The following is a 12,320-nucleotide window of genomic DNA, read 5'->3' as shown; positions in this document are numbered from 1 at the left end:
AAAGAGGAAGGGTCATGAAATACGCATTTCCCGATAACTTCTGGTGGGGCAGCGCAAGCTCCGCTCTCCAGACGGAAGGGACACGAGAGGGTGAAACCACGTGGGATTACTGGTTTGCCCGCGAGCCGAACCGTTTTCACAACGGCGTGGGGCCGCAGCACACCTCCACGTTTTATCAGCACTGGAAAACGGACATTCAGCTGTTAAAGCAGCTGAACCACAACAGCTTTCGTACCTCGATTAGCTGGGCGCGCCTGATCCCTGACGGTATCGGTGAAGTGAACCCGGACGCGGTCGATTTTTACAACCAGGTCATTGATGAGCTGAATGAACAGGGCATCACGCCGTTTTTCACCCTGTTCCATTTCGACATGCCGATGGCGATGCAGGAGATTGGCGGCTGGGAAAACCGCGACGTGGTGGACGCATACGCCCGCTATGCGCAGATGTGCTTCGAGCTGTTTGGCGATCGCGTGCTGCACTGGTTTACCTTCAACGAGCCGATCGTGCCGGTAGAAGGCGGTTATCTGTACGACTTCCACTATCCGAACGTGGTGGATTTTCGTCGGGCAGCCACCGTGGCGTATCACACCGTGCTGGCCCATGCGAAGGCGGTGCAGGCCTACCGCGCCGGGCATTACGCGGGGGAGATTGGCATCGTGCTGAACCTGACGCCGTCATACCCGCGTTCGCAGAATCCGGCAGACGTGAAGGCGGCGCACATAGCGGACCTGATGTTTAACCGCAGCTTCCTCGACCCGGTGCTGCGCGGGGAGTATCCGGAGGACCTGGTGGCATTGCTGAAATCTTACGATCAGCTGCCCGCCTGCAAGCCGGAAGACGGTTTCCTGATTGCGGAAGGGAAAATCGACCTGCTCGGCGTTAACTACTATCAGCCGCGTCGCGTGAAGTGTCGCGACAGCGCGGTGAACCCGCAGGCGCCGTTTATGCCGGAGTGGTTCTTTGATAATTACGAGATGCCGGGCCGTAAGATGAACCCGTACCGCGGCTGGGAAATCTACGCGCCGGGTATTTACGATATTCTGGTTAACCTGCGCGACAATTACGGCAACCCACGCTGCTTTATTTCTGAAAACGGCATGGGCGTCGAAAATGAGCAGCGCTTTATTGAAAATGGCCAGATTAACGATCACTACCGCATCGAGTTTATTTCCGAACATTTAGCCTGGCTGCATAAGGGTATTAGCGAAGGGTGCAATTGTCTTGGTTACCATATGTGGACGTTTATTGATAACTGGTCGTGGTGTAACGCGTATAAAAATCGCTACGGATTTATCCAGCTCGATTTAAAGACGCAGCAGCGCACCATTAAGAAAAGCGGAGAGTGGTTTGCCGCCACCGCCTTAAATAATAGCTTTGATAAAGAGTAATGATGATGATCGCACTAGAAGAAGCCGTAATGGAAATTATCGTCAACGCCGGCCAGTCCCGCAGCTTGTGCTTTGAAGCACTGCACGCGGCGCGTCAGGGCAACATTGACGAGGCCAAAAGCCTGCTGCGCGAAGCCGACGGCTATTCGCGCCAAGCGCACAAGATGCAGACCAAACTGATCGAGCAGGATGCGGGCGAAGGACGTCAGCCGATGACGTTAATCATGGTGCACGCGCAGGATCATTTAATGAATTCCTTATTAGCGCGTGAATTATCCGAAGAAATTATTCATTTATATCAGAGATAGTCTATGGCGAAATAAATTACTGTAATACCTCTTTACCTTAAATAGAATTCCACTTGTTCTGATGATAGCGACATACTCTGTCAGATCGGAGCGGGATGGTTATTGTCTGAATAAAATTAAACTATATTGAGATAACCATGAATACGATTAAAAAACTTCCATTAACCATGGCGGTTATCGCCGCGCTTTGCCCAATTTCCGTTCTCGCTCAGGAATTCACTCAGGAGCAAATCGACGCCATTGTGGCGAAAGCGGTGGATAAAGCCCTGGCCGAGCGTCAGGCCAAAATGGATGCTGCGGTCGCGAAAAAAGCGGACGTGGTGACCGAGCCGCAGAGCGCGGCGCAATCTCCGGATATGGCGATCCCGTTCGGGGTTAAATTTACCGGCTACGCCCGCTACGGCGCGCACTTCCAGGCCGCCGATCAGAAATACGTGGCGGTGGACGGCTCCTACAACGGCGCGTCCGCCATTGGTCGTCTGGGCAACGAAGGCAACGGCGGCGAGTTCCAGCTCTCTAAAGCCTTCAAGGGCGAAAACGGCGCCATCTGGGACATCAACGTGATGATCGACCACTGGGGCGACGAAGTTAACCTCAAGAAAGCCTACGCCGGCGTGACCAACATTATGGCCTCCAACCCGAACGCCTACTTCTGGGCGGGTCGCGACTTCCACCAGCGTCCGCAGCAGGGCATCAACGATTACTTCTGGATGAACCACGACGGCCAGGGCGCCGGGGTGAAGAACTTCGACATCGGCGGCGTGCAGTTTGACGTGGCTGCCGTGGCAGCGGTGGAATCCTGTAGCCCGGAAGTGATGGAAGACGAAGCGAACCCGTCGCGCATCACCTGTACCGGCGGGTCCGGCACGGGCGACAAAGGCAACTACGCCGCGACGTCTAAAATCCACGGTATAAAGCTCGGTCCGCTGGATCTGGAGCTGTACGCCAACTACGGCTTTGACTCGAAAGCGGTGGAGGGCGACGAACGTCTGAACGCCTGGCAGGGCGGCGTGGTGCTGAGCCACACCAACGACAGCGGCGTGAACAAGGTGATTGCCCGCTACTCCGATAACGCGGACAACAGCGTGTTCAACAAAACCGAGGATCTGACCACGGTCTACGCCAGCTTCGAAGGGCTGTACAAATTCACCCAGGCGACGCAGGTGGAGTACCTCCTCGCCTTCCATGACTACGACAACAGCCGCGATAAGACCGACAACCGCAAGAACTACAACGCCATCGTGCGCCCGATGCACTGGTGGAACGACGTTCACTCCACCTGGCTGGAAGCGGGCTGGCAGCACGTGGATTACGACAACGGCGGCGACAACAAGGGCTGGAAGCTGACCCTGTCGCAGAACATGTCTATCGCCATGGGGCCGGAGTTCCGCCCGATGCTGCGCTTCTACGTGACCGGCGGCAAGGTGGATAACGAACGTACCGCGCGCGTGAACAACACCAAAGATGAAACGCTGGACGACTTCAACGTCGGCGCGATGTGGGAGGCGTGGTTCTAGTAGAGCGTCGTTTGTTTCGCCCGGCGGCGCTGCGCTTGCACGGGCCTACAAGGTTTTGTAGGCCGGGTAAGCGTAGCGCCACCCGGCAAGATCCCATGTTATGCTACAAAAAAACCAACATAACAGGGGAGAACATGGGTTCCACACGCAAAGGGATGCTCAACGTCCTGATCGCCGCCGTTTTATGGGGCAGTTCCGGGGTTTGCGCGCAATACATTATGGAGAAAAGCCACATCTCTTCGCCTTACCTGACCATGGTTCGTCTGCTGTTTACCGGCGTGATCCTGCTGACGCTCTCCTTCGTTCACGGCGACAAGATTTTCTCGGTCGTCAAAAACCGCAAAGACGCCCTCAGCCTGCTGTTTTTCTCGCTGGCTGGCGCGCTTACCGTGCAGCTCACCTTCCTGCTGACAATTGAAAAATCCAACGCCGCGACGGCCACCGTGCTCCAGTTTCTGTCGCCGACCATTATCGTGGCGTGGTTCGCCCTGGCGCGGAAAACGCGTCCCGGCATATTTGTCTTATCCGCGATTTTCACGTCGCTTGTCGGTACCTTCCTGCTGGTAACCCACGGCGACCCGACGTCGCTCTCCATCTCGCCGGCCGCGCTGTTCTTCGGTATCGCCTCGGCGTTTGCCGCGGCGTTTTATACGACGTACCCGTCGACGCTTATCGCCCGCTACGGCACGCTGCCGATTGTCGGCTGGAGTATGTTGATTGCGGGACTAATGCTGACGCCGTTCTACGCCGGACGCGGCACCACCTTCGTGATCGACGGCGGCCTGCTGCTGGCGTTTTTCTACCTGGTGGTGATTGGCACCGCGCTGACGTTCAGCCTGTACCTGAAAGGCGCACAGATGATCGGCGGGCCGAAGGCGAGCATTCTGAGCTGCGCCGAGCCGCTGAGCAGCGCGCTGCTGTCGGTGGTGTTGCTGGGGGTGGCATTCACCCTGCCGGACTGGCTGGGGACGCTGCTGATTGTGTCGTCGGTGGTGTTGATTTCGATGGATTCGAGAAGACGGGTTCAGACATCGGCGTAGCCTGATGCCCTCACCCCAACCCTCTCCCACGGGAGAGGGAGAAAAGCACTACTTCGCCTTAACCTTCCCCGCCACCAGCAGCGCGGTCAGCAGCATCAGCGTGCCGGAAATTACCAGCGGCGAGGTCAGCCCCAGGTGGTCGAGCGCTACGCCGCCCACCGCCGCGCCGCAGGTATTCGCCAGCTGGATCACCGCCACCTGAATCGACCCGGCTTTTTCCGCCTGATCGGCAAGCGAGCGGGTGATCCACGTCGACCAGCCCACCGGCACCAGCGCAAAGGCAAAGCCCCAGATAATCGCGATCGCCGAAGCCACCCACTTATCGCTGCCCCACAACACCAGCACCGCGGCGCTGATCGCCAGCACCAGCGGGGCACCCGCCAGCGCCACCTTCAGGGAGCGCTTCAGGAACTGGGACGACAGCGAGGTGCCGACAAAACTGGCGATCCCGAAGCTCAGGAGCACCAGCGTCAGGCCGTCCACGTCAAAGCCCGCCATGGTCATATACACCGGGCGGATATAGGTGAAGAAAGCAAACTGCCCGGCAAAGGCCATGAAGATGGCGGTCATCCCCGCCAGCACGCCCGGGCGCTTCAGCAGCGCGAACATGTTCTGTTTGTGGTGCGCCGCTTCCCCCGGAAGGGACGGCAGCGCCTTCCACACCCAGATTATGCACAGCACGCCCATCACCGCCGCCGCGTTAAAGACGTTGCGCCAGCCGATAATTCCACCGAGGAAACTGCCCAGCGGCGCGGCGATCACCAGCGCGATCGAGACCGCACCGAAGATAACGGACAAGGCTTTTGGCACCGTACGCGCGGGCACCAGGCGCATGGTCAGCGAGGCGGACATCGCCCAGAAGCCGCCTAATCCCAGCCCCAGGCAGGCACGGCCGAGCAGCAGCAGGGTGAAGCTTTCAGCGAAAGAGACCAGCAGGCAGGAGAGCGTCAGCAGCACGCTGAACAGAATAACCACCTTGCGACGGTCAATGGTGCCGATCGCCTGCGTGATAAACAGGCTGGCGAACATCGCCACAAACGCGGTGACGGTCACGGACTGCCCCGCCACGCCCTCGGAAATGCCCAGATCCTGCGCCATCGGCGTCAGCAGGCTGACCGGCAGGAACTCGACGGTGATCAGGCAGGCGACGCAAAATGCCACGGAGAAAACCGCCGACCAGTTGGGGCGTGAAACCTCTTTGGCCTGCGGTGTAGTCGTGGGCTGGGTATGTTCTGTCATGGCATCACCTGAAGATAAAAACGTGCGGAAAAGTCGCGCAGTTTATCATCAAAAGTGTGACGAATTTAACGTTTCGACAACTTTTGTCGTTTTTTAATGCCGGGCGGCGCTGCGCTTGCGCCGGCCTACGGGCTTGTAGGCCCGGTAAGCAAAGCGCCACCGGGCAAAATTACCCGCGAGCCTTAAGAGCGGCATTCGCTAATCCCACGATCCACTCCTGATGCCCGTTAATCATTGGGTTTGGCACCGTGCGCGCTAATTCCTGCGCCGGCACGCCTTTCTGCGACTCCTGAGTCAGAATGCGCACGCGGTTTCCCGGCAGGTCTTCAAACAGCCAGGCGTGGATCACGTCCAGACGCGAATTTGCATCCCCTTCTACCCAGCCGTGCCACGCGATACGCGCGGCTTCGCCCTCCACGGGCGGAACATACTCCGTCACCTGCGCCTCAACCGGAAAGCCAAAGGTGGTGAAGCGGAAGCGGGCGTTGGCGCTCAGCGCCGGGCCGCTGCCGTCGTGAAAACGGATATCTTCGGCGTTGCTGTAGTAGTTCGGCCACAGGGTGGTGTCGTTGAGCTGCGCCCAAATCTCTTTTGCGCTCAGCCCGGCGACGATGATTTCGTTGGAGGCAAAGTTATCGGTGGTGCCGGGCAGGTAGTCGTTCGGCCAGATAATGGCGGATTGTTTCATGGTTCACCTCATCGGTTAGTTGATAAGGTGATGGTGCGCCTGCGGGTGATATAAATCTAATGACGATGCTTTATACTCTTCATCACGTTTCGTGATATCATTGCAGGTAAAACACGCCCTCTTCCGGCAGGAAAAGCTGGTTGTAGCGCAGCTGGAAGGCGTTAAGCTCCTGCGGGTCAGGCTCTATCTCGCGCATAAAGCCGAGCGCGAGGCGGATTTGCGCGTCGGTGATCGGCGCGGCCAGACGGGCTTTACGCAGCATGCGGTGCCAGGTATGCAGATTCTCTTCGCTGGCGTCGACGATGCAGACCTGCCAGATCAGCAGCACCTGAGCGGCATTTAGCAGATGCGCCTCGTCGGGGCGTTCAAGATAGCGGATAAACTCATTGCCCGGCGTTTTACCGAACTGGTCAATCATCGACTCGACCGGCATCGGGGTGATCCCCAGCCGCTCGCTTAAACGTTTGATGGCGCGGCGGGAGTCTGAGGTCAGGACACGAAATCCAACCACAAACACCACGGCAAGCGTTGCCAGCATTATCCAGACCATGCGTTCTCCTTAGACTAGCCGCCCATCATAGCGGGAAACGCAGTGCGTCAACAGCGGGCAGCGCCATAATAGTAAACGGAAAAGAGGTGGAAAAACGTCATGAAAGCGGATCTGCGCACGCTGGATCTTAACCTGCTGAAAACGCTGGATGCCCTGCTGGACGAACGCAGCGTCACCCGCGCGGCGGCGCGTCTTGCCCTGACCCAGCCAGCGGTAAGCGGCATGCTTAACCGCCTGCGGGATTACTTTGAAGACCCGCTGTTTATCCGCGCGCCGCACGGCATCGTGCCTACCACCCGGGCGGAAGCAATGGCGGCTCCCGTCAAACGCATTCTGGCAGATATCGACGAGCTGCTTCAGCCGATCGCCTTTGATCCGCTCACCGCAACGTTCACCTTCACGCTTGCCGCGACCGACTACGCCCTGCGCGCGGTCGTCGTGCCGTTTATCGCTGCGCTTAAGGTACAGGCGCCGGGTATTCGCGTGCGCGTGGTGCCTGTGGAATCTGACCGTCTGGTCAGCCAGCTCGAACAAGGCTCTGTCGACGTGGCGCTGATCACCCCGCACACCACGCCAGATGAGCTTCACAGCCGGGCGCTTTATGATGAACGGTACGTTTGCATGATGCGTGCCGACCATCCGGATGCCGGACAGCCCATGACGTTAGACCGGTTTTGCGCCCTGGAGCATGTGCTGGTCTCTTACGAGGGCGACGGTTTTCGCGGCGTAACGGATGGCGCGCTGGAGAAAACTGGCCGAACGCGGCATGTTGGCTTATCGGTGAGTAACTTTTTAGTCCTGCCGGACGTGCTGGCCCTCAGCGATATGATTGCCGTTGTGCCATCACGCATAGCGGAAAAGCAGACGGGGATGTTCGTCTGCGAGACGCCGGTTCCCGTGCCCGGTTTTACCAAAAGCATGGCCTGGCACGGCAGAACGCACCGCAACCTCGCGCAGGCGTGGCTGCGCGGGCTGTTGCTGGAGACCAGTCAGCGCGCCTGAAGCCCTTTCAGCAGCGCCTCGTGGAAGCGTGCAGGATCCTGCATCTGCGGCGCGTGGCCCATGTCGTTAAATTCAATCAGCGTCGCATGCGGAATACGCTTCGCCGTCTCTTTACCCAGCACCGCGTAATTGCCGAGCGTCTTGCGGATCTCCGGTGGGGCGAGATCCTTCCCGATGGCGGTGTTGTCCTTCGTGCCGATCATCAATAATACCGGCATCTTCAGCTCGCTAAATTCATAGACGACCGGCTGGGTATAAATCATGTCGTAGAGCAGCGCCGAGTTCCACGCCACGCGCGCTTTGCCCGGCCCGTTGTTTAACCCGGCAAGCATGGTGACCCAGCGCTCGTACTCCGGCTTCCACTCCCCGGCGTAGTAGGTGTTTTTCTCGTACTGACGAATACCGTCGGCGCTGACTTTCAGCTCGCGCTGGTACCACTGGTCGACCGTAATATGCGGCACGCCGCGCGCTTTCCAGTCTTCAAGCCCTATTGGGTTCACCATCACCAGTTGCTCCACCTGCTGCGGCCACATCAGCGCGTAGCGGGTCGCCAGCATGCCGCCGGTCGAATGGCCGATAACCGTGACGCGATCGACGCCCAGCGTTTTCAGCAGCGCGTGGGTGTTATCCGCCAGCTGCTGGAAGGTGTACTGATAATGCTCCGGCTTGGTGGATTTGCAGAAGCCGATCTGGTCGGGTGCGATCACGCGATACCCGCTGGCTGAAAGCGCGCGGATCGTGCCGTCCCAGGTGCCGGCGCAAAAGTTTTTGCCGTGCATCAGCACCACGGTGCGGCCGTTGGGTTTTTCCGGCTTCACGTCCAGGTAAGCCATATCCAGAGGCTGGTTCTGCGAGGTAAAGGTAAAGTGTTTTACCGGCCAGCCGTAGTCAAAACCTTCCAGCTTCTCGCCGTAGGTGGGGGCATCCGCGGCCATTGCGGGGGAGGCCAGCGCCATCAACAGCGCCAGGCAGGACAATCGTCGGGTCAACATGCAAGCTCTCCGTTAGCAAAAAGGGCTAAGGCTGCACGAAAGGCGGCAGCAAAAAAACTGTAGAGCATGGAGAGGGGCGGGTGTGTAAAGCGGGGTAAAGGTAAGTGCCTTGTTGATTCATACTGGTGTGTTTTACAAGTTATTACCGGAGCGGCGGACATTGCCGCCTGCCGCTCATCTTCAGTAAAATCAGAGCATATTCTGTCGCTGAATATAGGGTTCCTTCACAAAATCAGCCAAGAGATAGACGAGATCATGCAAAAGCCCCGCTAACGCTTTTGCTAGTGAGTCAGGCAGATTATTACTTAGCAAAGATTGTGTAAGTGCAACGGCGTAAGAAACGGGTATATCAGTGTCCTGCCAGCATTCAGGCATAATAGAAACGGGTATTTCTTCCGCAGTAAGCTGGTCGATTAAATGCACAGGCAGATCATTTTCGCAGAGTCTCTCCATGTGCATAAGCGCATTCAGTAAGCGTCCGCATAAGGCATTGCGTTCTGCGGCATCGTCCGTTTCGATAAGCACACTCGCAAACGCGGCACAGAAATCAGCAACCTCAAAGAGGTCCGCAGAAGATGGAAGCGGATGGGCGATTAACTGCTGGGTGAATTTTTCGTTATGCTCAGAAAAAATAAGGGTTGGGATAGTAGCCATAAGGCAGCCTCTTTGCGCAATTTTGGTAATTATCACCACCTGGGTTCCTACGCCCGAGGGTGGTGACGCTGACGAAGGTAGGAAGTACCGATGCACAAAGAAACCGGCCAGTCTTTCGACTGCTCCGTCAGCGCCACCATGATTCTATCCAGATGTGCGCTGCCCTGACAAAAAAATCGTCATTTTGTGCATTTTTTCGGGTTCCTACGCCCGGTTGCAGGTTTGCTGCAACGAGGGCAATTTATGCCTTGAGAAAGAGTTGGTAAAGGGGTGTAGCTGATGGCTGACAAAGTAATTTCATTTTTTCGAGGTAGATTCCAAATCATGAAAGCCTATGCTAATTGGTGTGTTTTAATTTACTTAAGTTATTATAAATATCAACTTAATACTTACTAAGTATTTTCATTTATTTAACAACCACATTGTTTGTATCAATTCATAGGAAAGAAAAAGACATAACATGTAAAACTACCTTTTAATTGGTCCATTCAAGCAGAAGATTTAATTTCTGATCTGCTAAATAGCTGCATCTAATATCGCTACACTTTTGCCAGCCCATGTTCACCTCCGGGGAATGGGCTGACGGTTTCCATAAAATGACGAACCTTTTTTCAGTAGTTGACACATTGAACGGCACTGATGATTAAGTGTTATCGTGACGGGAAGCGTCAGCCATAACCGTTCAACATGATTCATCCATGGTGAGTAAACCGGCTGATCAATTACCCTGAACTTCGGATTTTCCTTCAGCTAGCACTGCGCTTCCCGGCTTTGGTGGATAATGTAATTGTCCTCAATGAGCGTTATCGTTTTTCCCGCCGGTACGTCGTCTTCAGATTCTTTAAAAGACTGATAAATAAGGCTGAAATTTTGTTGTTACCACCCACATAGCTGACCTTGCCCGTTCCGCTGTGTAACGCGCCAGACGGATAATATTTATCATTCTGACCGGGCGTCACTACACGTTTTTGCTGTCCGAGCAGTTGCCAGTCCGCACCGATTTTGGGATTGAGATGAATATCCACTTTATCTTCATAAAATACCGGGTGCTCTGTGCTGAATTAATCCTGCTCCTTGTGGATTGCCGCCATCTTTTCATCCTTAAGCGGTCCCGGATACGCAGGGTTAATGCAGCGCTACGCTATACCAGCCCCGCAGACGGCTTCCAGTGGCGAGCGGTTCCAGCATGTATAAGTGTTCTGGCAACGTCGATAACGCGACTGCTCCAGTGAAGCATCAACATGTCGGTCAGCCTACGCGCATAATTTTTATCGTGCGTTTTATGGATTGCTTCTGCATCAGGCATCGTTCGTCACGGGGAATTGGTGCTCTGATCGGCATCGCTCAGTCCGGATGGTGATTTGTTTGATTTGGCGATTGATCAGATCGTACTATCCGGGCTGAGTTCCCTCAAAGTGATCAACTATTCGGCACAGTTATTAAGTCTAAAAATAAAAAAAAGCCCGGCATCACACACCGGGCAAAGAAGTTACCTGCACACTCAGGCTACTTTTAATTTCTGCGCACGATTCTCACGGCGGATCTTACGCTCTTCCAGCACCGCAACCATCGCCATCAGGACGATACAGCCAATCGCTGCCGCATCCAGCGCGGCGAAGGTGCCCGCCCAGCCGGTGAGGCCGAAAATTGGCGTGCCGTCGGCGATCATGCCCAGACCGAGCTTGGCGAAGCTGTCGCCGATCAGGTAGGCGAAGGTGCCCTTAATCCCATCGGCTGCGCCGATCGCTTTTTTCGGCACAAAGCCAACCGCCGCCACGCCGATCAGCAGTTGCGGACCGAACACCAGGAAGCCGAGCGCAAACAGCGACGCCAGGTAAACGTACTGGTTGCTGGCGTGCTGGTAAACGCCGAGCGTGGCGATAATCAGCGCCAGCGCGACGCAGGCCACCAGCGCGCGACGGCCGTTGGCAAGGTCCGAGAGCCAGCCCCACAGCAGGGTGCCGACCAGCGCGCCCACCTCGAACAGAGTGAAGCCCTGAATCGCCACCTCTTTCGAGAGCTTCAGCTCCTGGAAGGCATACACGGTGGACCACTGGTCGATACCGATACGCACCACGTACAGGAAGATGTTCGAGAAGCAGAGCAGCCAGATCACTTTGTTTTTCAGCACGTACTCAACAAAGATCTGCCATTTGGACATCTCGTTTTCTTCGGTCTCTTTGTCCTCCTCGCTGATCTCCTCCCCGAACAGCTCTTCAGCTTTGCCGAGGCCGTAGGATTCCGGGGAATCGCTGCCGTAGCGCAGGCCGATAAAGCCGACAATCAGGGCGATAATCGACGGGAAGATAAACATGCCAATCACGTGGCCGTCGAACAGGTAGTTCGCACCGAACAGCGCCACGCCGGCCGCGCCCGCTCCGCCGAGGTTGTGGGAGATGTTCCACATGCCGAGGTACGAACCCCGCTTGCGGCGCGGGGTCCATTTGGTGATGGTGGAGTAGCTGCACGACCCGCCGGTACTCTGGAAGAATCCGCTCAGGGCGTAGAAGGCGATCATCAGGAACAGGCTGACGGAGCCCGCGCCCATGCTGGCGCTGAAGCCGAGCATACAGATGGCGGAGAGGATCAGCATAAACGGCAGGAACTGCTTGGTGTTTTTGCCGTCCGCGTAGTAGGACACAACCGTTTTCCCCACGCCGTAGGTGATGGAGAAGCCCAGGCCAATCATCCCCAGCTGCGTCATGCTCAGCCCGTAGGTCGAGATCATGTCGTTCTGCGCGATGTTAAAGTTTTTGCGGATCAGGTACATGGTCAGGTAGCCGATGAAGACCACCAGATAGGACTGCATGAACGGTTTGAACCACATCTTGCGCCGCACGTCGAGCGGCAGATCCAGGGTCGGCTTGCGCACCTGATTTAAGAAGGCCAGCATGACTGAGTTACTCCTGAGCTGATTTTTGCAGCATTGTAAAAACCAG

General features: G+C 56.4%; 11 protein-coding genes and 1 pseudogene. 5 read left to right on the top strand and 7 right to left on the bottom strand.

Annotated features, from left to right (window positions below; all coding sequences use genetic code 11):
- Positions 1 to 14 precede the first annotated feature (14 nt).
- From ACQG0T_RS00255 to ACQG0T_RS00240, 4 genes are all read left to right on the top strand, one after another.
- The gene (locus ACQG0T_RS00255) at positions 15 to 1,391 is read left to right on the top strand and encodes a glycoside hydrolase family 1 protein (RefSeq protein ID WP_271040499.1); all 1,377 of its coding nucleotides are present in this window, start codon (positions 15 to 17) and stop codon (positions 1,389 to 1,391) included.
- Between the two features lie 5 nt (positions 1,392 to 1,396).
- Positions 1,397 to 1,699, top strand: coding sequence for a PTS lactose/cellobiose transporter subunit IIA (locus ACQG0T_RS00250; RefSeq protein ID WP_010426515.1), 303 nt, complete (start codon positions 1,397 to 1,399; stop codon positions 1,697 to 1,699).
- Positions 1,700 to 1,836: 137 nt separating this feature from the next.
- Positions 1,837 to 3,216: a carbohydrate porin gene (locus ACQG0T_RS00245; protein WP_252051657.1), complete on the top strand. Its 1,380-nt coding sequence runs from the start codon at positions 1,837 to 1,839 to the stop codon at positions 3,214 to 3,216.
- A 134-nt stretch (positions 3,217 to 3,350) separates the two neighbouring features.
- Positions 3,351 to 4,256 (top strand): EamA family transporter, encoded by a 906-nt coding sequence (locus tag ACQG0T_RS00240; protein WP_017383673.1) that lies wholly within the window; start codon positions 3,351 to 3,353, stop codon positions 4,254 to 4,256.
- Between the two features lie 48 nt (positions 4,257 to 4,304).
- Here the strand turns inward: ACQG0T_RS00240 and nepI are convergent, their stop codons facing one another.
- From nepI to ACQG0T_RS00225, 3 genes are all read right to left on the bottom strand, one after another.
- Positions 4,305 to 5,495: a purine ribonucleoside efflux pump NepI gene (nepI, locus tag ACQG0T_RS00235; protein ID WP_015570108.1), complete on the bottom strand. Its 1,191-nt coding sequence runs from the start codon at positions 5,493 to 5,495 to the stop codon at positions 4,305 to 4,307.
- Between the two features lie 169 nt (positions 5,496 to 5,664).
- Positions 5,665 to 6,183 (bottom strand): SRPBCC domain-containing protein, encoded by a 519-nt coding sequence (locus tag ACQG0T_RS00230; RefSeq protein WP_017694007.1) that lies wholly within the window; start codon positions 6,181 to 6,183, stop codon positions 5,665 to 5,667.
- Positions 6,184 to 6,280: 97 nt separating this feature from the next.
- On the bottom strand, positions 6,281 to 6,733 hold the full coding sequence (locus ACQG0T_RS00225) for a DUF1198 domain-containing protein (RefSeq protein WP_144427618.1): 453 nt from the start codon (positions 6,731 to 6,733) through the stop codon (positions 6,281 to 6,283).
- Positions 6,734 to 6,832: 99 nt separating this feature from the next.
- Here ACQG0T_RS00225 and ACQG0T_RS00220 point away from each other — a divergent pair, with 99 nt between their 5' ends.
- Entirely contained in the window at positions 6,833 to 7,735 is a 903-nt protein-coding gene (locus tag ACQG0T_RS00220; RefSeq protein ID WP_015570111.1) for a LysR family transcriptional regulator, read from the top strand.
- Here ACQG0T_RS00220 and ACQG0T_RS00215 read toward each other — a convergent pair.
- The 4 genes and pseudogenes from ACQG0T_RS00215 to uhpT form a co-directional block, all read right to left on the bottom strand.
- Positions 7,723 to 8,727 carry an alpha/beta fold hydrolase gene (locus tag ACQG0T_RS00215; RefSeq protein WP_047726322.1) on the bottom strand — a complete coding sequence of 335 codons (1,005 nt, stop codon included), beginning with the start codon at positions 8,725 to 8,727 and terminating at the stop codon, positions 7,723 to 7,725. The two genes, ACQG0T_RS00220 and ACQG0T_RS00215, sit on opposite strands and share 13 nt — an antisense overlap.
- Before the next feature lie 189 nt (positions 8,728 to 8,916).
- Positions 8,917 to 9,381, bottom strand: coding sequence for a hypothetical protein (locus ACQG0T_RS00210; RefSeq protein ID WP_032673080.1), 465 nt, complete (start codon positions 9,379 to 9,381; stop codon positions 8,917 to 8,919).
- Between the two features lie 539 nt (positions 9,382 to 9,920).
- A pseudogene (locus ACQG0T_RS00205) lies at positions 9,921 to 10,722 on the bottom strand (IS630 family transposase).
- Between the two features lie 160 nt (positions 10,723 to 10,882).
- On the bottom strand, positions 10,883 to 12,274 hold the full coding sequence (gene uhpT, locus ACQG0T_RS00200; protein WP_006808805.1) for a hexose-6-phosphate:phosphate antiporter: 1,392 nt from the start codon (positions 12,272 to 12,274) through the stop codon (positions 10,883 to 10,885).
- Positions 12,275 to 12,320: the final 46 nt, after the last annotated feature.

This window comes from Enterobacter cloacae complex sp. 302F9, from assembly GCF_050030335.1.
GTDB classification, from domain to species: Bacteria; Pseudomonadota; Gammaproteobacteria; order Enterobacterales; family Enterobacteriaceae; genus Enterobacter; species Enterobacter hormaechei_C.
This window is presented reverse-complemented; position numbering and strand designations above follow the sequence as displayed.